The sequence below is a fragment of the Streptomyces sp. AM25 genome (genome assembly GCF_058146165.1).
In genome coordinates this window covers 25576-45193 of the sequence record NZ_JBKIWN010000001.1, presented here as the reverse complement: position 1 = coordinate 45193, position 19618 = coordinate 25576, and the positions used below count along the sequence as shown (strand labels likewise).

Annotated in this window: 19 protein-coding genes and 2 pseudogenes; 9 read left to right on the top strand and 12 right to left on the bottom strand. The window is 70.9% G+C overall.

Going from position 1 to position 19618, the window contains the following annotated elements:
- Positions 1–2: 2 nt before the first annotated feature.
- Positions 3–1029, top strand: a pseudogene (locus tag ACLHRZ_RS00260) (PTS fructose transporter subunit IIC); the annotation flags it as partial.
- Between the two features lie 121 nt (positions 1030–1150).
- On the opposite strand, the gene nirB reads toward ACLHRZ_RS00260, so the two are convergent.
- Positions 1151–3913 carry a nitrite reductase large subunit NirB gene (gene nirB, locus ACLHRZ_RS00255; RefSeq protein ID WP_490416093.1) on the bottom strand — a complete coding sequence of 921 codons (2763 nt, stop codon included), beginning with the start codon at positions 3911–3913 and terminating at the stop codon, positions 1151–1153.
- A gap of 323 nt (positions 3914–4236) precedes the next feature.
- Between nirB and ACLHRZ_RS00250 the strand changes: the two genes are divergently transcribed.
- Both ACLHRZ_RS00250 and ACLHRZ_RS00245 read left to right on the top strand, forming a co-directional pair.
- Positions 4237–5082, top strand: coding sequence for a sirohydrochlorin chelatase (locus ACLHRZ_RS00250; protein ID WP_490416092.1), 846 nt, complete (start codon positions 4237–4239; stop codon positions 5080–5082).
- Between the two features lie 18 nt (positions 5083–5100).
- A complete protein-coding gene (locus ACLHRZ_RS00245) occupies positions 5101–5559 on the top strand; it encodes a hemerythrin domain-containing protein (RefSeq protein WP_490416091.1) in 459 nt (152 codons plus the stop codon).
- Between the two features lie 247 nt (positions 5560–5806).
- On the opposite strand, the gene ACLHRZ_RS00240 is transcribed toward ACLHRZ_RS00245, so the two are convergent.
- On the bottom strand, positions 5807–6604 hold the full coding sequence (locus ACLHRZ_RS00240; RefSeq protein WP_490416090.1) for an HAD family hydrolase: 798 nt from the start codon (positions 6602–6604) through the stop codon (positions 5807–5809).
- Positions 6605–6812: 208 nt separating this feature from the next.
- Here ACLHRZ_RS00240 and ACLHRZ_RS00235 point away from each other — a divergent pair, with 208 nt between their 5' ends.
- Positions 6813–7208 carry an HPF/RaiA family ribosome-associated protein gene (locus ACLHRZ_RS00235; RefSeq protein WP_490416089.1) on the top strand — a complete coding sequence of 132 codons (396 nt, stop codon included), beginning with the start codon at positions 6813–6815 and terminating at the stop codon, positions 7206–7208.
- 95 nt (positions 7209–7303) lie between these two features.
- Here the strand turns inward: ACLHRZ_RS00235 and ACLHRZ_RS00230 are convergent, their stop codons facing one another.
- The 5 genes from ACLHRZ_RS00230 to ACLHRZ_RS00210 all read right to left on the bottom strand — a co-directional run bounded on the left by ACLHRZ_RS00230 (position 7304) and on the right by ACLHRZ_RS00210 (position 10833).
- On the bottom strand, positions 7304–7816 hold the full coding sequence (locus tag ACLHRZ_RS00230; RefSeq protein WP_490416088.1) for a hypothetical protein: 513 nt from the start codon (positions 7814–7816) through the stop codon (positions 7304–7306).
- A gap of 216 nt (positions 7817–8032) precedes the next feature.
- Positions 8033–8536 carry a hypothetical protein gene (locus ACLHRZ_RS00225; protein WP_490416087.1) on the bottom strand — a complete coding sequence of 168 codons (504 nt, stop codon included), beginning with the start codon at positions 8534–8536 and terminating at the stop codon, positions 8033–8035.
- Between the two features lie 229 nt (positions 8537–8765).
- Positions 8766–9458: a class I SAM-dependent methyltransferase gene (locus ACLHRZ_RS00220; protein WP_490416086.1), complete on the bottom strand. Its 693-nt coding sequence runs from the start codon at positions 9456–9458 to the stop codon at positions 8766–8768.
- A gap of 2 nt (positions 9459–9460) precedes the next feature.
- Positions 9461–10591 carry an alkane 1-monooxygenase gene (locus tag ACLHRZ_RS00215; protein WP_490416085.1) on the bottom strand — a complete coding sequence of 377 codons (1131 nt, stop codon included), beginning with the start codon at positions 10589–10591 and terminating at the stop codon, positions 9461–9463.
- Positions 10588–10833, bottom strand: coding sequence for an acyl carrier protein (locus ACLHRZ_RS00210; RefSeq protein ID WP_490416437.1), 246 nt, complete (start codon positions 10831–10833; stop codon positions 10588–10590). Before ACLHRZ_RS00210 ends, ACLHRZ_RS00215 begins: the two co-directional genes overlap by 4 nt.
- Before the next feature lie 518 nt (positions 10834–11351).
- Here ACLHRZ_RS00210 and ACLHRZ_RS00205 point away from each other — a divergent pair.
- Together ACLHRZ_RS00205 and ACLHRZ_RS00200 are read left to right on the top strand one after the other, a co-directional pair.
- Positions 11352–11528: a hypothetical protein gene (locus ACLHRZ_RS00205; protein ID WP_490416084.1), complete on the top strand. Its 177-nt coding sequence runs from the start codon at positions 11352–11354 to the stop codon at positions 11526–11528.
- A 35-nt stretch (positions 11529–11563) separates the two neighbouring features.
- Positions 11564–11989 carry a hypothetical protein gene (locus ACLHRZ_RS00200; protein ID WP_490416083.1) on the top strand — a complete coding sequence of 142 codons (426 nt, stop codon included), beginning with the start codon at positions 11564–11566 and terminating at the stop codon, positions 11987–11989.
- Positions 11990–12127: 138 nt separating this feature from the next.
- On the opposite strand, the pseudogene ACLHRZ_RS00195 reads toward ACLHRZ_RS00200, so the two are convergent.
- From ACLHRZ_RS00195 to ACLHRZ_RS00175, 5 genes and pseudogenes are all read right to left on the bottom strand, one after another.
- Positions 12128–12601 (bottom strand): annotated as a pseudogene (locus ACLHRZ_RS00195) (macro domain-containing protein); the annotation flags it as partial.
- Between the two features lie 222 nt (positions 12602–12823).
- Positions 12824–14122, bottom strand: a complete 1299-nt coding sequence (locus tag ACLHRZ_RS00190) for a mannosyltransferase family protein (RefSeq protein ID WP_490416082.1) — start codon at positions 14120–14122, stop codon at positions 12824–12826.
- Positions 14123–14195: 73 nt separating this feature from the next.
- Complete coding sequence (locus tag ACLHRZ_RS00185) at positions 14196–14639, bottom strand: hypothetical protein (protein ID WP_490416081.1); 444 nt, start codon at positions 14637–14639, stop codon at positions 14196–14198.
- The gene (locus ACLHRZ_RS00180) at positions 14632–15129 is read right to left on the bottom strand and encodes a SigE family RNA polymerase sigma factor (RefSeq protein WP_490416080.1); all 498 of its coding nucleotides are present in this window, start codon (positions 15127–15129) and stop codon (positions 14632–14634) included. The genes ACLHRZ_RS00185 and ACLHRZ_RS00180 overlap by 8 nt, the downstream gene beginning before the upstream one ends.
- Before the next feature lie 987 nt (positions 15130–16116).
- Positions 16117–16308: a hypothetical protein gene (locus tag ACLHRZ_RS00175; RefSeq protein ID WP_490416079.1), complete on the bottom strand. Its 192-nt coding sequence runs from the start codon at positions 16306–16308 to the stop codon at positions 16117–16119.
- A 91-nt stretch (positions 16309–16399) separates the two neighbouring features.
- Between ACLHRZ_RS00175 and ACLHRZ_RS00170 the strand changes: the two genes are divergently transcribed.
- The 3 genes from ACLHRZ_RS00170 to ACLHRZ_RS00160 all read left to right on the top strand — a co-directional run bounded on the left by ACLHRZ_RS00170 (position 16400) and on the right by ACLHRZ_RS00160 (position 19576).
- Positions 16400–17602: a cytochrome P450 family protein gene (locus ACLHRZ_RS00170; protein WP_490416078.1), complete on the top strand. Its 1203-nt coding sequence runs from the start codon at positions 16400–16402 to the stop codon at positions 17600–17602.
- Between the two features lie 470 nt (positions 17603–18072).
- Entirely contained in the window at positions 18073–19179 is a 1107-nt protein-coding gene (locus ACLHRZ_RS00165; RefSeq protein WP_490416077.1) for a hypothetical protein, read from the top strand.
- A gap of 193 nt (positions 19180–19372) precedes the next feature.
- Complete coding sequence (locus ACLHRZ_RS00160) at positions 19373–19576, top strand: hypothetical protein (protein WP_490416076.1); 204 nt, start codon at positions 19373–19375, stop codon at positions 19574–19576.
- Positions 19577–19618 lie beyond the last annotated feature (42 nt).

The window sequence follows — 19618 nt, the reverse complement described above, 5'->3', positions numbered from 1 at the left end:
AGGGAGCACGTCAAATGGTGCCGTTCGTCGCCGCCGGAGGTCTGCTCATCGCCCTCGCCTTCGCGATCGGCGGGTACACGATCGACAAGGCGCCGTCCGTCGCCGAACACTTCGTCTGGACGGAATCCACGAGCTGGGCGGCCCTGTTGTTCCAGGTCGGCGGCGTGGCGTTCGGCTTCCTCGTCCCGGTCCTGGCCGGGTTCATCGCGTACGGCATGGCCGACCGGCCCGGCCTGGTCCCGGGCTTCGTCGGCAGCGCCATCGCGCTCACCATCAACGCGGGCTTCCTCGGCGGCCTGATCGCCGGTCTCCTGGCGGGTGGTGATGGCGATCCAGCAGGTCCGCATCCCCCCGGTGCTGCGCGGCATCATGCCGGTCGTCGTGATCCCGCTGGTCTCCTCGGCGGTCGTCGGCTTCCTGATGTTCCTCGTGATCGGCAAGCCGGTCGCCGCGCTCCAGGAGGCCCTGACCGACTGGCTGTCCGGCCTCTCCGGCGCCAACGCGATCATCCTGGGCGTCGTCCTCGGCCTGATGATGTGCTTCGACCTCGGCGGCCCTTTGAACAAGGTTGCCTGCGCCTTCGCCGTCGGAGGCCTCGCCCACCCCAACGAGGGCAGCCTGAAGGCGATGGCCGCGGTGATGGCGGCTGGCATGGTTCCGCCGCTGGCGATGGCGCTGGCTACGACCGTGTGCGGCCGGCTCTTCACCAGGGCCGAGCGGGCAGGGCCGAGAGGGAGAACGGCAAGGCGGCCTGGGTGCTTGGCGCCTCCTTCATCACCGAAGGCGCGATCCCCTTCGCCGCCGCAGATCCCCTGCGGGTCATCCCCTCCGCGATGGCGGGCGGTGCGGTCACGGCACGTGTCGATGGCCCTCGGCTGCAGTCTGCGGGCCCCGCACGGCGGCATCTTCGTGGTCCCGCTGATCGGCCAGCCGCTGCTCTACCTGCTGGCCATCGCGACTGGTACGGCCGTCACGGCAGCCTCGGTGATCCTTCTCAAGAGCCTCCGAAAGGCCCCTGCCACCCAGTAGCCCGGCGAGGTGAAGGTGACCGTCCCGGCCTGACGCCGGCTGATGCGCGGGGCCCCTCCTGGTTGGTGGGGCCCCGCGCGCAGGGCTCCGGCCCTGTAGAGCAGGCATCACGCGACCCTTTTCAGCGCCCGCAGCCGGGGCCGGCGGGAACCGCGTGAACCGGCAAGCGCACCTCGGGGTCGTCCAGGCACGCGCCGGTGCGCAGGTCGAACTCCTGCTTGTACATGGGCGAGGCGACCACCGGCACCCCGTCCCGGCTGCCCGTGATGCCGTCGGCGATCACGTCCGCACCGGAGAACGGGTCACGGTTGCCGACCGCGTACACCTTTCCGGCCCGGTCCTTGAACAGCGCGGCCTCGGTGCCGTCCGGCAGCACCGCAGGGCGGCCGCGGCCGGGCTCCAGGAACTGCGGGCCGGCGCCGGTCCGCTGGAATCGTGCCAGTGCCGCGGGGTCTTCCAGCACGGCCCGCCACTCGTCGAGGTACGCCGCCGCATGCCGGTCCATCTGGGCCTCCAACTCGGCGCAGATGCCCAGCGCATCGTCGATCAGGACGGACTTGAGGCGGTCCACGCCGCCGATGCGCTCGCACCACGCAGCGGTACGCTCCAGCCGCTCGGCCGTGCGCAGGTAGTACATCAGGAAGCGGTCGACGAGCCGGAACAGCTCTCCGGCGGTCAGGTCGGACGCAAGCAGGTCGGCGTGGCGCGGAGTGGTCCCGCCGTTGCCGCAGACGTACAGGTTCCACCCGCCGGCCGTGGCGATGACGCCGATGTCCTTGCCCCGGGCCTCCGCGCACTCGCGCAGGCACCCGGAGACCCCGCCCTTGATCTTGTGGGGGGTGCGCAGCCCGCGGTAGCGCAGCTCCAGGTCGATCGCGAGCTGGACCGAGTCGCCCTGCCCGAAGCGGCAGAACTTCGCGCCCACGCAGGACTTGACGGTGCGCAGCGACTTGCCGTAGGCATGCCCGGACTCGAACCCGGCATCGACCAACCTCCGCCAGATGAGCGGCAGTTGCTGCTTGCGGGCGCCGAACAGATCGATGCGCTGCCCGCCGGTGATCTTCGTATAGAGGCCGAAGTCGCGGGCCACCTCGGCGATCACCATCAGCTTCTCCGGGGTGATCTCGCCGCCGGGGATGCGCGGCACGACCGAATACGTCCCGTCCTTCTGCAGGTTGGCGAGGAAGAGGTCGTTGGAGTCCTGCAACGAGGCCTGCTCACCGTCGAGCACGTGCCCCAGACCCAGCTCGGGCGCCAGCGAGCCCAGCGCATTGGCCACGACCGGCTTGCACACGGCGCAGCCCTCGCCCGTGCCGTACTTCTCCAGCAGTTCGGTGAAGGAACGGATGCGCTCGGTGCGGATCCGCTCGAAGATCTCGGCGCGGCTCAGCTCGAAGTGCTCGCACAGGCCCCGGCGGACCTGCACCCCGGCAGCCTCCAGTTCCGTGTCGAGCAGGGCCTGCAGGGAGGTGATGCAGCCGCCGCATCCGGTGCCCGCCTTGGTGCAGCGCTTGATACCGCCGACGTCGGTGAGCGCGTTGCCGGCGATGGCGGTGCGTACCGCGCCCTTGGTGACGTTGTGGCAGGAACAGATCACGGCGTCGTCGGGCAGTGCGTCCGTACCCGGCAGCTGCGTGCCGGAGCTTGCGGCCGGTACGACGTAGGCTTCCGGCGGTGCCGGCAGGACGCGGTCCACCTGCGGCTTGAGGGAGCCGTACGCCTCGGTGTCGCCGACCAGGACGCCGCCCAGCAGCTGCCCCTGCGGGCCGAGCAGCAGCTTCTTGTAGACGCCCTCGCGCGAGTCGGAGAAGACCACGCAGACGGCGTCGCCGTCCTTGTCGGCGAACGGGGCACCGAACGAGGCCACATCGGCCCCCAGCAACTTGAGCTTGGTGGACGTGTCCGCGCCGGTGAAGACGGACCCGCCGGTGCCCGCCAGGGCGTCCGCTGCGACCTCGGCCATCTGGTATCCGGGAGCCACCAGGCCGTACACCTGGCCGTCCACGGTCCGGGCGCACTCACCGATCGCGTAGACGCACGGGTCGCCGGTACGGCAGTGCTCGTCGACGACGACACCGCCACGGTCCCCGACGGCCAGCCCCGCCTCACGGGCGAGTTTGTCCCGGGGCCGCACACCGGCGGAGAACACCACGACATCGGCACCGAGGATCCGGCCGTCGCCCAGCCGCAGCCCCCGCGTCACCCCGTCGTCGTCGGTCTCGATGCCGCTCGCGCCGACACCCGTGTGCACGGTCACACCCATCGACTCGATCGTGGCACGCAGCACGGCCGCGCCCCCGTCGTCCACCTGCAAGGGCATCAGCCGGGGCGCGAACTCCACGACGTGCGTGTCCAGTCCGAGGCTGCGCAGCGCACCGGCGGCCTCCAGACCGAGCAGCCCGCCGCCGACGACGACACCGGTGCCGGCGCCGTGCGCACGCGCGTACGTGGTCAGGTTCTCGACGTCGTCGAGGGTGCGGTAGGTGAAGCAACCGGGGGCGTCGGCATCCCCGACCGGGGGGACGAAGGGGGAGGACCCGGTGGCGAGGACCAGTGCGTCGTACGCGACGGTGGCCCCCGAGGCCGTGGTCACGGTGCGCCGCTCGCGGTCGATGCGCTCGGCCGGATCGCCCAGGCGCAGGTCGATGCCGTGCCGGGTGAGGAAGTCGGCGTCACAGAGGGAGAGTTCGTCCGCGGCCGTGCCGGCGAAGACCGACGACAGGTGCACGCGGTCGTAGGCGGGACGCAACTCCTCCGCAAGGACGACGACTTCCCAGGCTCCTGCCGCCGCGGCGGGGCCCGTGATCGCCCCGCGTTCGGCGAGCGCCTCCAGGAAGCGCTGGCCCACCATGCCGTGGCCGATGAGCAGCAGAGTGCGGGCCATGCGGTCACGCTCCGTCGATTCGAGTAGGTCGGGTACGTCCCTTCCGACGCTAGGCCGCACGCCGCGGCCCGAAGGCCGCAGAACGGTCCCAAGAGGGTGGGCCGGGAGGTCCCTGCCTACGGGCCGACCGGCCCCGTCCGGAGCCGCGGGGAAGCCGCAGGGGGCCGAAAGTCCTGCCGGAACGGGGCCGTGCGGCCCTCCGGCGGAGCCTCCCGGCGGCCCCGGCCCCGGGCCCGGGGAACGTAGCCTCGTGGCACGGGACGGTCACGGCGCGACGCTCGCGCACATCCGGCCGGAACGATCCCCGCCGAGGAGGAAGCCGCGTGCGCCCACCGCTGGTTCTGGCCGTGCACGGCAGCGCGGTGCCCGCCGCGGCAGCGACGAACGAACGGCTCCGTGACGCGGTGCACCGCCTCAGCGGGATACGCCCCGTGATCGGGCACCTCGACCACCGGGCCCCGTCCCTGCCGCAGGCCCTGGACGCAGCGGGTCCGGGCGCCGTGCTCGTTCCCCTCCTCCTCGGCGACGGCTACCACCGGACCGTCGACATCCCGGCCGTGGCCGCCGGCCGGGACTGCGTGCTCACAGCGGGGCTGAGCGGCGAGGAGGAGATCGCCCTCGCCCTGTACGACCGCCTGCGCGAGGCGGAGCACAGAGCGGGCGGCCGCGCCGACGCGGTGGTGCTGGCCTCCGCGGGTTCACGGCAACCCCACGGCAACGACGCCGCGTTGACCGCGGCCCGGCAGCTGCGCGCTCTGCTCGACGGGGAACACGGACGCATACCGGTGCTGCCCGCCTACTGCGCGACATCCGAACCTGCCGTGCCCGTGGCCGTGGACCGTCTGCACGCGGCCGGACACCAGCGGGTCGCCGTGGTCGCCCACCTGCTGGCGCCGGGCAGGTTCACCCGCGCCCTCCCGCACACCGGGGCGTGGACGGTCACGGCTCCGCTCGCCGACCACCCGCGCCTCGCCCGGCTCGTCTGCCGTTGCTACGAGCAGGCCACGACATGTGCGAACACGGGGTCCGTCAAAGAGGGACTGCACGGCCCAAGTGGAAAGATCGGCTCCCCGCATACGGTCCGCAGGGAAGGACCGTATCGACGGCGAACGGTGACGGATCCCGTGGACACAGGTACGGACGGTCTGCAGAACCCGACAAGGGTCTGATCCCCAAGGAGAGTGAGGATGTGCGAATACTGCGGCTGCCAGTCCCTGGCCGCCATCGCCGAACTGACTCGTGAACACGAGACGGTCGTCAATCTCATCGGCGTGGTACGCACGGCCCACCGCGACGGGAACACCTCCGGCATGGCGGAGGGTGCGCGGCGGATAGCCGCAGTCCTGGCCCCGCATACGGAAGTGGAGGAGCACGGTCTCTTCCCGGCCATGGCCGGAGAGTTCCCGGACCACATCGCCGGGCTGGAGGCGGAGCACCGCCGCATCGAGGCCGTCCTGGGCGAGGCCGCAGTCGGGGTCCCGGACGACCCCGACTGGCCGGACGAGCTGCTGGACGCCCTGGCCCTGCTGCGCGAACACATCCTCAAGGAACAGGACGGACTCTTCCCCGCCGCCCTGGCGAGCCTGGGACCGGAGCAGTGGGAGGCCGTGGAGGCGGTACGCGCCCGCGTCGGCGGTGCCCGGTAGGACGGCACCCGGCACCGAAGACGTTCTCCGCCGCGGGCGGCAGGGTCTGACGTCGCCCCGTGTCATCCAGGCCAACTGCACGTCGTACGGTGCCCTGTGACCTGCAGGCCCCCGTCCCGGCTTCCGCTGGTGGAACGGGGTCGACGTACTGGCCGTCACCGCCTCCAACCCGCCTGTGCCGCCCCGACGGTGAGGCGGTCGACGACACGCGTGACACCGGCCGGTCCGGTGGGCCGGCGGGGGAGCGTCACACGTCGGCAGGCACCCCGCGCGGGGTGCCGAGGAGTTCGCCGAGGTCGTGGACGACGAGGTCGGCGCCTTGGTGGAACAGCCTGGTGAGGCCGTTCAGGTCTTCAGGGGCGGCGATGCCGATGATCCGGCCGAACCCGCCTCGCCGGGCGGCGGCGATACCGCTCGGCGAGGCGTCCACGGCGGCGGTCTCGCCGGGCCGGGCACGGAGCATCCGCGCCGCCCTCAGCAGCAGCGCGGGGTCCGGCCTCGGCGGCAGACGCAGCCGGTTGCGGTCGTCGCCGTCGAGCACCACGTCGACCAGGCGCACCAGTTGACGCGTGTCCAGCAGCCTCCGGGCCCGTGCGGTCGCCGAGACGGCGGCCACGGCGATGCCCTCGGCGCGCAGGCCGCGCAGCAGGTCGGCGGCGCCATGGCGGATGCCCACGCCGTAACGCTGCAACAGGAGGTCGACCAGGGCCTGTTGCTGTCGTGCGAGTGCCCTCGCGGTCCGCTGTGCGGTGCGGGCGTCGGGGAATTCGACCCTGTGCGACTCGAGGAAGGCGCCCACTGCGCGCGCGGCAGGAAGCCCGGCGACGAGCCGGTCGAGTTCCGTCTCCGGGCCGGACAACCCCATCTGCAGATCATGCCGGCGGCCCGCCAGGTAGCCGTCGAGGACCGAGACCCAGGCAGCGGCCTGGAGTCTGGACAGGCTGGTGAGGACGGAGTCGATGTCGAGCGTCACAGCGCGGATCCGGTCGGGCAGCGCGGGACACCGGCCGGCGGGGCGAGCCGGGTCCGGGGCGGGCTGGCGCATGAGACCTCCTCGATGGCTGACGGGCCGACTGTCATCACACCGCCGGATGGGCGGGCAGCCCATGGGCCGAGAGTCCCTGCCGTGCCGCCCCCGGGCCTGGCGAAGGGGCCGGGGAAAGGGACCCAAGGGGTAGTGCACGTGCCCGTTCGGGCCCTTCCCCGCAGCGGGTGGCCGAACGGAGGCTGAGGGAGCACCGAGGAGGACATCGATGAGCACCATGCAGATCCGGCCCGGAACGGACATCGAAGTGGAACTGCGCGGGGACGTCCCCGCTGCGGCGGCCGCCCGAGCCCGCGACAAGATCATGCCCCTGGTCCGCTACCGGCAACAGCCTGTGCTGGGGGTGCGGGTGAGACTGACCCGGCGCCGGGACACCTCGGCCGCCTGCCCTGCACTGGCGGAGGCGACGGTCGATCTCGACGGGCGGTTGGTACGGGTGCAGGCCGCTGCGGCCTCCGTTCCGGAGGCGATCGACCTGCTCAAGGACCGCCTCGCCGGACGGCTGGCCCGGCTGCCCGGCCGGGACGAGGCATTCCGCCGGCGCGGGACCGCCCCGGTCCACCACCCCGAACCGCAGTCCTCCACCACCGCTTCGACGGTTTGATGACTCCGACAGCCCGACCGGTGACCTACCGCCGCTACCCCGGCGCACCTCCGAGCGGTCCGGAGGCACATGGACACCGGCGCCGTAGGCGCAGGTCAGCCTGTGGCGTCGGCGTCCTGGAAGTAGGAGTCCAGCACGGTGTCCAGGTCCGCAGTCCACTGCTTGGGCAGGTTCCGCCGGGGTGCCTCGATGTCGATGTTGTAGCTGCGGCGGCCGGTGGTGTGCACGGTGACGGTGAGGCGGCGGCCGAACCGGGGGGTGTTCATTTCCACCGCTCCGATCTCCGGCCAGCCGAACTCGGCGGTCTCGTCGTCGAGCCGGAAGGTGACGCCGGTGCCGTCGACGGTGATCGATCCGCGCCGGTCGGACACCTCGAAGACCGGGCCGTCGGCCACCGGCTGCGGTTCCTCCTCGGCGGCAGCTTCCGCTTCCGCTTCCGCTTCCGCTTGCGGTTCTGATTCGGCGCAGGCGTCCGGCAGGGCGTCCGCCGGCACCGGCGGTTGCTCCTCCGCCTCAGCAGGGCATGGCGGGGTCAGGCCGGGGACGAAGGACGGATCGGTTCCGGCGGCGTGCACGGGCGGGCTGTTGTGACCTATGCGGTGCTCCACGGCGGGCAGTATGACCGATAAAGCTGTGCGGGCGGTAGCGGGTCCGGTCGACCTCACGGGTGGTGGCCGGCATCTTGCCCCACTGTTGTCGACCGGCGGGGTCAGGGGCCGGGGTCCGGTTAGGGCGGCCGGTTGCCGGGAGTCCGGGCAGCGGGCGCCACGGCAACACCTGGGCGGCCTGTTCGGAGAGAACAGGTCGCCCACGGCTGGTCGGCGTCAGCTGCAGTGCGAATACATGCCGTCGGTGTCGTAGTGGCCAATGGAGAAGTTCCAAGTAGGGGTCTGTCCGGAGCACGAGTGGCCACCGGCGACGAAGTTCCAGTTGCCGTGGTAGAGACGGCTGTTGTGCACGCCGGTCACCGGAATGTACCCGGAGTCCCACCACCACGTACCGACATTCGGCTGCGGCGGCCCCGAGTTCGAATTGTGGTCCGAGCTGGACTTCACGTCGATCTGGCCGGAATGCCAGTTGCGGTTGACATAGTTGGTGTTCCACAGGTTGACCTCGGTGTACGCCTGCTTGCTGCAGGAATTCCACGCAAGGTAGAACTGCCCGATCGTCCGCGAGCCTGCCTTGATGCTCTGGATGGGCCCGAGTACCTGGCCACAGTCGGCTACGGAAGCGGCAGCGGTTCCGGTCCCGGCCGCGGCGAACGTGAGGCTCCCCGCAACAACAGCGAGCGCAGCCGCGGCCGCGCGAACACGGGTGCTGACGCGCATAATCCCCCCCCGCGAAGTTACAGAGGTGGTCGAAGGCCACCTGCTGGCGCGCTCATAGTTCCATCGAACTTGCGCACGGTCCAGCCTCGGCGGTGAACATCCCCGGACGGATATGCGCACCGGAGTTTCATGTGGCGAGAGCGATCCTGTGAGACGACGCCGTCCGCTATTCGAGCAGATCGGGCTCGGCCGGGTTTTGTTTCTCCGGTCATGATCGGAGAAACAAAACCTAGATCGGCCGGCTGTCCGGCGCCGCCCGGTGCGCGCCGTTCCGCGCCGTGCAGAGGGCGGCCAGCGGCAGGAGCGGCCGGCCGCCGCGGCCGGGCCCCGGCCCGAGGAGGAAGGGGGCGACGGTGTGGGCGATGTGCCAGCCGATCCGCAGCAGACCGGCCCGGGCCAGCATGAGATCGACCTCCCGGTGCGTGTGCATGCGGTCGCGTTTCCGGGCCGCCGCGAAGAACGGGCGCAGCCAGCCGGTGGCGAAGTGGTCGGCAATGACGACGTGCCCGTCGGCGGTCAGGACGCGTGCGATCTCCGCGAGGCCGCGCCGCTGATCCGCCCAGTGGTGGAAGGAGAGCGTACTGAGGACGAGGTCGAAGGAGGCGTCGGAAAAGGGGAGTTGCTCGACACGGCCCTGGACGAACCGCTCCCGGACGCCCTCGGCCGCGGCGTCACGGGCACCGCGGACCATCGCCTGCGCCGGATCGACCCCGGTCAGCACGGCGGCCGGAAAGCGGAGCCGGGCCTGCCGCAGCAGGGAGGCCGTGCCGCAGCCGATGTCCAGGATGCTGCCCGGGCGCGGGGCCACCAGCTCGGCGTGATGCAGCACCTCCCGCTGGACGGGCCGGAAGTAGCGCGCCTGGAGCCTGCTCCGGTCGTAGGTACGGGCCCAGGATTCGAAAGGGTCGATGTCGCGGTCCACTTCTAGGCACTCCCATGCCGGGCGAGGACGCGGGCGCGTACCGCAGGGTCGATGTTGGCGCGGCGCACGTCGCCGCCGTAATGGGCGACGACCCTGGGGTCCATCACCCGCCGCCACAGCGGCGGGATCCAGGCGAGCGGGATCAGGGTGAGGTAGCCGCGAGGGAGTCGTGGCGCGTCCTCGACGTGGCGCAGGGTCTGGTAGGGGCGCAGGGGGTGGACGTGGTGGTCGGAGTGGCGCTGCGCCTGGCAGAGCAGGATGTTGCCGACCATGGCATCGGTGTTCCAGCTGTGGTGCAGGGCGGGAGGCGCGTAGCGGCCCACGGCGGTCCGCTCGCGCAGCAGGCCGTAGTGCTGGAAGTAGCTGACGCTTTCGAAGACGACGACCGCCACGGTGGCCTGCGCGGCCAGGTACGGCGCCACCCGGATACCGAAGAGGGCGAGGAGGCAGGCGTAGAGGCAGACTGTCAACGCCCATGGACGCAGCAGGGCGTTGTGCCGGCTCCAGGGCGGGTGACCATGGCGGACGAGCCGTTCCGTCTCACTGCGCCAGGCATGGCGTGCCCGGCCGGTCACCACGCGGGGCAGGTACCGCCAGAAGCTCTCGCCGAGGCGGGCGCTGGACGGGTCCTCCGGCGTCGCGACCCGGGCATGGTGGCCCCGGCCGTGCTCGATCCGGTAGTGCCCATAGCCGAACGGTGCGCACAGCAACTCGCTGAGCAGGCGCTCCGGGCGTGCCCGGCCATGGCCGAGTTCATGAGCGGCGTTGAGCGCCACGGCTCCGGAGACGCCCGCGGCCCAGGCCAGCCCGGCCCCGTCCAGGGCGGACAGGGCGGACGGACCGGTGCGGGTCCACTGGGAGCAGGACCAGAGCAGCCCGGCGACGTACACGGGCACGAGCGCGTACAGGCAGGCCCGGTGATAGCTGCTGAATCGGTGCGGCTCCGGGGACGGTTGTCCGGCAGCAGGCTTTTCCCCGCCCAGCAGCCGCTCCAAGGCCGCGGCCAGGACGATGCCCGCCGTCGGCGCCCACCAACTGTAGGGGCCGAGCCCTGCGGCAATCCCCAGGGCAGAGAGAAACGGCAGGGCCGGGCCCAGCAGCATGAGAGGCCAGAGGCATTCCTTGGCTCTCATGGTGAGGACCTCGTCTCCGGCCGGGCGGCGAGGAGCCGGGGCAGCAGGATCTCGGCGAGGCCGCGGGCAGAGCCGTCGCCGTGGAGCAGTCCCAGGGCGGGCATCTCGCACTGGAACTGCTTGCGCAGGGTGGTCATCGCTTCGATGGTCATCAGTGAGTCCATGCCGTACTCCCGGAGGTTCCGTGTGGGGTCCAGTCGGTCGGCGGGGAGCTGCAGGATGCCGGCGACGAGTGCGGTGATGGCCTCCTCGAGTACGGCGGGAAGTGGTCAGCGCTGCCGGGTCGAATCCGAGACCGATTCCATGACGGCACCTCCCCGGCCTTGAATGCTCAACTGCAGTACTCACACAGGGTGGTTGATGCCCATATATCCTTCTAAGTATCCGCCAATCAGGTCGCCTGCTCAGGGAATCTTGAGGTCCTGAGGCAGTACGAGCGAGCCGCCTGCACCGGAGTGAGCATCGGCGCCTTGGACGGCCTGGCGCGGCTGTGCAATCAGCTTCTCGACCGGATTCCGACGGCCGAGGCGGCAGCCCAGCGCGATCAAAATGCATGGCAGCCGACATGGCCAGGCCGTTAACCTCCCCCTGGAGCCGAGGAGGTGCAGTGGCGCTAGGAAAGAAGGGGAGTCGGTGCATCGTCGTGGACGGGGTGACCTACTGGTGGCGGCTTCGTCGGAGGCCGACCTACAGCCAGGCACTGTGCTGGTCGCCTTGCACCTACGCTGCCGAGCGTGCTGAGCAACACGGGGCAACCCTGGTGATCACCACTGATCAACCACACCCCGGTAATTGGCTGGGCGGGCAAGCCGCCCCGGTGCGCCCCGCTGACGTCGCGCACCACATCCGCATCGCACTGGCCCGGGGGTGGAGACCGACGCACCCCGGCTCGCCCTTCGAGCTCGACCTCTCCGCCGGCTTCGTACCCAGCCCCTGAGCAGAGGCACGGCACGCGCCTGCCATCATCTCGACATGGCCCCAACCCTTCCCCGCACCGTCCGCGCCGTCAACACCGACCAACTGCTCGACCTGGCACAGGAGGCAGCCGACTGTGGCTTCAGCCAGCGGCTCCCGGTCGACTGGCTCCAAGAGCACCTCACCGCGGAGGCGACGCACTACCTGTTCCCCACACTCGTGCAACGGCTCACCCACCGCTCTGACGTGCCGCTGCAGTGGAGGTGCCAACAGCTGCTGACCGTCAGGACCGGCGAACAGATCTGGGGGCTGCTCGACATCCTTCCCGACACCTTCGACAAGATTCCGGAGACCTTGGACGCGGCGTCCAAGAAGGACATCGCCAGCCGCATGGAGCGGGCAGTAACCCACCGTGAGTGGGTGGAGACGAACTCCACCACGTGCTCACCCAGTTCAACGGGATCCTCGACGGCTCCGCGCTGATCGACCCGGCGCGACGCGTGAATTTCCGCCGACGGGTGACGTCGGCCCGCATCACGGGTGAGCGCGCTCAGGCGGAGGGAGCCGATGTTCCTCCCCGCGTACCCGCCACGATCGCGGCGAGGGGTATGGCCTCTCCTGGTAGTCGTACACCGTGACAGCCACCCCTCGGCCGGCCAGCCGGGCCCGGACCAGCGGCTTGATCTGCTCCCACCGGCCGCCCGCCAGGCCGCAGCCGATCCGCGGCATGTGCACGGACGCCCCGAGCCGCAGCGCGGCGTCACCCAGCCGCTGCAGCGCCTGGTCGATCGCTTCGTAGCGCACGGGTATCCCACACGAGCGGCGGGTGCGGATGCCGTGCCGGCCCACCAGGTTCGCCACCCACAGCTCGGGCTCGACCTGGACCAGTTGCATGGCGCCCAGAGCGAAGTCGTTTCCGTCCCGTTCCCGATGCCAGCGTCGGTACTCGGCCTCCGACTGCGGCCAGCGGCTGGAGAGGGCCACCATGAATCCCTTGCCCCAGCCGCCCGCGTTGTTGCATGCGTGGGCGATCACCCGTGGGCCTTCGCTTGCCGGGGCTTTCGCATCTCCCTTTGCGTACTGCACCGTGTTGATCACCGGCCCACGGTAGAGGCGGCCACTGACATGCGTACTGCTGCCAGTGATCCACCGCTGACCGTTGATCCGCACGCTGCGCCTGTGCGCGGGATGAGCGGAGGACGACCTCGCCCGTGCCCTTGTCTGCCCTGGGGTGACCAGGTGCTCAATGGTCTTGAGCAGCGCCGGGAAGCGGGCATCAGGCAGGAAGGCCTCCCGTGGCGGCCCCTCGGGTGGTGGTCAGCCGGCCCAGCGTCCGGACAGGAAGGTCAGGGCGAGGACGGTCATGCAGGGCGCCGCGACACAGAGATAGGTGGTCAACAGCCGGGGATTTCGCAGGGTCCAGGCGGCCAGGAGGACCCACAGAGGCCACCACAGGAGCGTGGCACGGGGGATGGAGGTGTACCAGTAGGACGTTCCCAGGGCCCACAGCGTCAGGCCTGTGTAGACGGCCTCGGGCCAGCGCCGCTGACGGATCAGCAGGGCGCACAGGGCGATGCCGACGAGCATGGCGAGCAACTCGGCCTGGCTCATCACGGCGTATCCGGTGCCCAGGGTGTGGCCGAAGGCGGCGTTCCAGGTGTTGTGCCAGGCTTCCCAGGGGGCGTGGAAGTCGCGGTACCAGCCACGGACTTCCGCGCTGTGCCAGGCCATCCAGTCGCCGGTGTGGGCGTACAGATAGCAGCTGTACAGGAGCGCGGGCAGCGCGGGCAGGGCCAGCCATGGCAGGGCCCGCCAGTGGGTGCCGGTGCGGGCGGAGAGCACGAAGTGGACGGCGAGAGCCGCGGCGAGGAACAGGCCACTGACGCGGACGGCGGTGGCCAGGCAGGTCAGCAGTGCCGCGAGCGGCCAGTTGAGCCGCCGGGCGGCCAGCCAGGCGGGGAGCGCCAGGGCCAGAAACAGCGCTTCGGTGTACCCGGCCGCCAGGAACACCGCACACGGCGAGAGCAGGAAGATCAGAGCGGTGCGTCGGCCCGCGTTCTCGTCGGGCAGGTGCAGCCTGGCAATGCGTGCCAGGGCCAGCACAGCGATGCCCCCGGCAAGGAAGGAGATCAGGGCGCCCGCGGCGGCCCAGTCGGGGATGACGGTGTGCACGGCGCGCAGCGTGAGCGGGAAGCCGGGGAAGAAGGCTTCCCTGTTGTCCCAGGTACTCAGCCAGGGGCCGGCCTGGCCGGGGAAGTATCCGTCCCGGGCTATGTGCAGATAGTGCTCCCAGTCCCACCGCTGCCACACCGCCAGCGGGGAGGCGGCATGTTGGGCGCGGGGATCATCGGGGAACAGCCAGGCGGCGCAGTAGGCGGTGGCCCAGACACCCACCCGGGTGAGCAGATACAGCCGGAACACCTCGCGGTCGTCGGAGCTCAAGGACAGCACCCGACGGCCGGTACGGATCCGCCGCCACCAGCCGCGCGGGGGCCGTACCGCCGTCGTGGGCGGCGACGGTGTACGGCGCGGTGCCGCAAGGCCCGCGTCCGCGAGGGCGGGTGGCTGATCCCTGCGGCGACGTGAGGGCGAGAGCTGCGGGGGCGACGGGGGCATTGGGGACCTCCTGGAGGGGATCGGGGCATGCGGAACCGCCCGGTGGCGGCAACCGGGAGCGTGGCGGCGGAAGTCAGCGCGGCGGGGGGCTGAACGACGGCGAGGGGTTGATCGACGGCGGGGCCGTCGACGGGGGAGGGCCCGGCGGGGACGTGGTGGGTGGCGGTGTGGTGGATCCGCCTGGGGAGGCATGGCCGGTTGGGGGAGGGGCGGGCTCCGTCACGGTGCCGCGCGGCACCGTCGGCAGGGGGGACGGCGCGGGCGACGGGGAGACCGGCGGTGAGGGGGAGTCGGCCGGGATGATGGTGCCGGTCTTCGTGGGAAGGAGCGCGGCGACGGCAGCGCCGGTACCGCCGAAGGCCAGACATCCGGCGATGGCCAGAACCGCCGTCCGGCGTCGGCGGCGCCGCCGTCCGCGCTCGGCGATCCGCGCGAGGGGGGCGGGGCACGCGCGGGACTGGCCGTCGGCGGCCGCTTCCTGGAACAAGGACCGCAGCGGGTCGTGGGGCTCAGGCACCGTGGGTCTCCTCCATGCGCGGGTCCTGCAGACGATGGGCGAGCGCGGCCCGGCCCCGGACCAGATGCGTCTTGATGGTGCTGGTGGACAGACCGGTCTCACCGGCGATCTGCTCGACGGTCAGATCGCACACGTAGTGCAGCGTCAGCGTCCGGCGCTGCTTGGCGGGCAGCTCGCGCAATGCCGCCACCAGCGCCACCGTCTCCGGCCCCGGCCCCTCGGCGTGGGGCGGGGCACCGCTGCGCTGCCAGGCGTCTGCGGTCCGACGCCGCCTGCGCCAGCGGCTCACCGCCAGCCGCCAGGCGACCGTACGGATCCACGCCTCGGGCCGGCCGTCCCGGTCCAGCTGACGCAGCCGCGCCCAACCTCTGACGAACGCCTCCTGCACGACGTCCTGTGCTTCATGCTGATCGCCGAGCATCACATACAGCTGCCCGGTCAGCCGTGCGACCGTCTGCGCGTAAAACTCTTCGAACTCCTCGACGGTCAACAGTCACTCCTGGATCTTTTCGGTCTCACCCGGCATACGCCGGGCGGGCCACATCCGGTCGACACCGGACACCCGGAAATCAGCGTGACGATCGTCACGCCGCGCACACGGCTGACACGCGTCCCCACAGCTCTGCTCCACCCCCCGGCCGATCGACGGCCATATCAGCACCACCGGTCTCGCCTGGTGGCTGCGCCGCAAGGGCGCCCGCCCGGCGACGCCCCCGCCCCGGACTGGGCCACAGCCGGCACCGCCGAGGACATCGGATGCTGCACCGGCCGCCACCTGGAACACCTGACCGCCCGCGGCATCGACACCTGCCGACCCGCCGTCAGCCTCGCCCGCGGTGCGGGCACCAGCGCCGATGTCGCCGCGGTGCTGCTCGGCTTCGTAGGCGCGAGGCACACCCACCGCTACCGCCTGACCACCTGGCCGTCCGCGTCTTTGCCCTCGGCCCCGTCACTCAGTCCGCCACGACCGCCACTGACGACCGGCTCCCCGCCCTCCTCGCCCTCGTGCCCCACGGCACTTACGCCGACCTCGACGGGACCGCGGCCGCTATCGCCGCCTTCGGCAGCCCTGCCTGCGACGTCGCCGCCGGGCACACCCTGCTCTCGGCCGTGTCGGCACGATGCTGCACCGGGCCCACGCCGCGCTCCACGCCACGGACGCCGTCCAGGGGACGGGCAGTGACAGGGCGAACGCGGCGGCGGGTGACGGGCTCGGCGAGGCGCGCGAGTTGGTCGGGCAGGCCCGCGACCACGTCCTGGTCGTCTGCGCCCTCACGCAGTTGCAGATCGACCTGCCGCAGGAGCGGCCGACGTGTACACGGCGCTGGCCAGCGCGGCGGACGCACTCGGGGCGACCGCCGGCGCCTGGCCGCCCGGCCCCACGGCAAGGCTCGGGGACGCGTGCCGGGACCTGAGCAGGGCCGTGATGCTCCTGGCACCGTTCCTCGGCCCGAAGTCCACGGCCGGGGCGGATGCATCAGGTGGCTTCCCCGGCCGTGATGAAGTCCCTGCCGTAGGTGACGATCCGTCCGTGCCCGGCCCGGAAGACGAGCTGGATCTGGTGGGCGGTGGTGCGTACGCCCAGTGTGGCGGCTCGGTGACTGTGAAGGGCTGGGCTGTTCTGGTCCCGTGTGCCCTCCCCCGGTGGGGAGTTGGGGCTGCCGCACACTTCGGAACACCCCCTTGCCGACCGCCCCGGATACGGCCGAACCGGATCCTGGCCTCCGGTCCGGTTCGGCCATGTTCGTAGGCTTCCACGTGTGAAGGCATTCCAGCAGTTCCGATACACGACTCCACCGTTGTTCGGGGACGAGATCATGGCCCGTCCCCACCGTGTCTACGCCGAACTCCGTGAAGCGGGCCCGGTCCACCGCACGATGACGCCGGGCGGCGCCCCGGTCTGGCTCGTCACCCGCTATGAGGACGTGCGTGCGGCTCTGACGGACCCGCGGCTGTCCCTCGACAAGGCCAACGCGATGACCGACGGCAGCTACACGTCCTCGATGCCGTCGGAGCTCGATGCCCATCTGCTGAACATGGATCCGCCCGACCACACCCGCCTTCGCCGGCTGGTGTCCAAGGCGTTCACGCCGCGCCGTATCGAGGGCCTGCGTGAGCGCATCCAGGCCCACACCGACGAACTCCTGGATGCCGCCACCGGCTCACCGGTCGACCTGATGACGGCGCTGGCCTATCCGCTCCCGATGGCTGTCATCTGCGACCTGCTCGGCATTCCCGCCGAGACCCGTCGCGACTTCCGGGCCTGGACCAACACGCTGGTCGCGCCGGAAGCGGACGCCGCGACGGCCTCCAGAGCGGCACTGAAGCAGATGCACCGGCTTCTCGCCCGCATCATCGCGGCCAAGCGGGCCGAGCCGGGCGACGACTTCCTCTCCGCAATGATCGAGGCCCGCGACGCGCACGACCGGCTCACCGAGCCGGAGCTGATCGCTATGGCCTTCCTCACCCTCTACGCGGGCTACGACAATGCAGTACACCTCATCGGGACCGCCATCCTCGCCCTGCTCACCCATCCCGAACAGATGACAGCAGTCCGCGACGGCCGGATCCCGCTTCGCGCCGTGCTGGAAGAGACTATGCGCTGGAACGCCCCCTTCCCGCTGGCCGCACGCCGCTTCGCCCTGGAAGAGCTCACCATCGCCGGAGTCCGTATCCCTGCCGGCGCACGTGTCTGGCTCTCCCTCCTCTCAGCGAACCGCGACGCCGAACAGTTCACGAGCCCGGACACCTTCGACAGCACCCGCACGCCTGCACACCTCGGCTACGGTCACGGCATCCACTACTGCCTCGGCGCACCCCTCGCACGGCTCGAAGGTGAAATCGCCCTGTCCACCCTGCTGCACCGCTTCCCCCACTTCACCTTGGCCGTGTCTGCCGACGAACTGACGTGGGTCTCCTCGTTCCACAAGCGCGGCCTGCAGTCGCTGCCCGTCACCTGGTGAACGCCGTCGTTCCCGGCCACAGGACAGCTCGCCCTCCCGGCATAGGAGAGCCACGGGAGGGCGGCTGCACGGCCAACGGCCTCAGCTGGCTGCGTCGGAGCTGTAACTGCCTGCCGAGCAAGGCCGACGAACACAGGGGTCCAAGCCCGGACGCCGATCCTGCGATCCGGACAGCTCAAGCACGTCCTAGGGCTTCACCTCAAGGCGAAGGCTGACATTCGACCATGCCCGTTGTCCTCCGCTAGCCAGCCGGCCACGCCCCGTGCACGGACTCAGAGCGTGGCCGCACGCTCGCCGTCCCCTCCGAGTCCGGGTGCGGGGCGCTGACATGGGCGACAGCTGGTTCCCCGCGCGGCCTGGAGCCAGGGATCCACAGCGTGGCGGAGCCTGAACCCTCGGTCCGACGGAAACCACCTTGGTGGGCAGCCGCTGAGCTGCGATGATGCCCCTGTTTCCTAAGCGGAGGACATTTGTTCATTTTCGTATGTGCGGGGTGCGGCGCCGAGCTGACCACCCCGCTGTCCCAAGTCGCGCTGCCGGCCCACGCCCATCAGAAGTACGGGAACGGGATCCAGCTTCCGGTGCTCATGGAGTCGGGCACCTTCGCCGTGGACCCAGAGCCCTGGGGGCCGCCCTGGCGGCCGTGGGAGGAGACCGACCCGGACCAGGCGGCGGCCCGCGGCATTTACGCCCCGGTCCACGCCCTGTCCGACGGCGCGCCCGGAGCGATCGTCATCGCCCCCGGAGACACCCGCGGCACCCTGCTGCTCCCGGAGAGAGCCGGCGGGTACTGCTGCGGCCTCGACGGGGCCGACGGCCCCAACATGGCCTGCGCGGCGTGCGCCCTGCCCGTGGCGACCCGGATCGACGACTGCTCACTCTGGCAGGCAGTGTGGCTCGCGCCAAACGCCGTGCGCGGCCTGCCTGTCGACGCCGGGGACGCCGCACCGCACTCCTGGGCGAAGTTGATGACGGAGAGGAAGGGCGCGCCCCCGTTCGAGCCGATCGCCACGTGGGGATCGCAGCTGGGGACGAACCACTACTGGTCGTGGAGCCCACAGTGGGAGGCGGCAGTTGGCCGGGCACTCGCCCACCTGCTGGCAGCCTCGCAAGGCAGGCCGGTAACCGTCCCGGACGGCCTGAGCGAGGACGTGTTCCAACGCACCCTCGACGCCCTGCTGCCCGCGGGTCCACCCGCGCGCCGCGCCGTCCTGGCCGGACCCGGACGGCCCATCCCCGATGCGCTTGCGGACATCCTCCTCGTGCCAACCCACCCGCAGACGGGGGAAGTCTGGGCCCCGGCCGGGCCGGCCGCCTCGGCGTACTTGGTGCCGCTGCCCTTCGGAGTGTGGTTGTGGCTGGCCTTCCCCGCACCGCACTTGCCCATCCCCGCAACGGGCGGCATGCCCGACGGCACCCTTCGCGACGACCCACCCCCGCCGCGCCCCCTTCAGCTGTTCCGGGCGGACCCGGAAGCGTTCCAGCACACCCTGGTTCGGCTACCGGCCGCTCGCAGCCCGTGGATTCGTACCATCCTCGAGAACCTCACGCAGGACAGATCAGCCGGCATCTTCTAAGCGGATCCGGTGAAGTTGGTTGGGGTGCGGCTCTCCTGGAGGGACTGGCTGATATGTGCTGCTGCCGCTCCTCGTAAAGTGGATCGTGTGTTCGGGTGCGGCTCTTCCTGAGTGAAGTTGCAGTCTGCGCTGTGTCGCCTTGACTGATTGCCGCTGAAGATTGATCGCCCGCGTCAGGTAGGCTCCCGGCCCCATGGAACAGTTGCCTGAGAGCGTGGATCGCGACATTCTGCAGGAACGGATCATGTTCGCGCTCAAGACGATCCGCGAAACACGAGGGTGCACGCTGCACCAGGCACTCGACGTCTTTACGCAGCGATATGAGGAGCTCCGAAGTGACCGCCCGGACGACTTCCACCTGAGCCGTGAAGACTACGGCCGAGGGTTCTACTCCTGATCCCCATCACGGAGTGGGCCGCTGACCAGCGCGGCCAATGTT

Excerpts from the sequence above, each read along its gene's own strand:
- nirB (WP_490416093.1), bottom strand. The coding sequence starts at position 3,913 with ATGGCCCGCACTCTGCTGCTCATCGGCCACGGCATGGTGGGCCAGCGC.
- ACLHRZ_RS00245 (WP_490416091.1), top strand. The coding sequence starts at position 5,101 with ATGTGCGAATACTGCGGCTGCCAGTCCCTGGCCGCCATCGCCGAACTG.
- ACLHRZ_RS00240 (WP_490416090.1), bottom strand. The coding sequence starts at position 6,604 with ATGCGCCAGCCCGCCCCGGACCCGGCTCGCCCCGCCGGCCGGTGTCCC.
- ACLHRZ_RS00235 (WP_490416089.1), top strand. The coding sequence starts at position 6,813 with ATGAGCACCATGCAGATCCGGCCCGGAACGGACATCGAAGTGGAACTG.
- ACLHRZ_RS00225 (WP_490416087.1), bottom strand. The coding sequence starts at position 8,536 with ATGCGCGTCAGCACCCGTGTTCGCGCGGCCGCGGCTGCGCTCGCTGTT.
- ACLHRZ_RS00215 (WP_490416085.1), bottom strand. The coding sequence starts at position 10,591 with ATGAGAGCCAAGGAATGCCTCTGGCCTCTCATGCTGCTGGGCCCGGCC.
- ACLHRZ_RS00200 (WP_490416083.1), top strand. The coding sequence starts at position 11,564 with ATGGCCCCAACCCTTCCCCGCACCGTCCGCGCCGTCAACACCGACCAA.
- ACLHRZ_RS00190 (WP_490416082.1), bottom strand. The coding sequence starts at position 14,122 with ATGCCCCCGTCGCCCCCGCAGCTCTCGCCCTCACGTCGCCGCAGGGAT.
- ACLHRZ_RS00160 (WP_490416076.1), top strand. The coding sequence starts at position 19,373 with ATGGAACAGTTGCCTGAGAGCGTGGATCGCGACATTCTGCAGGAACGG.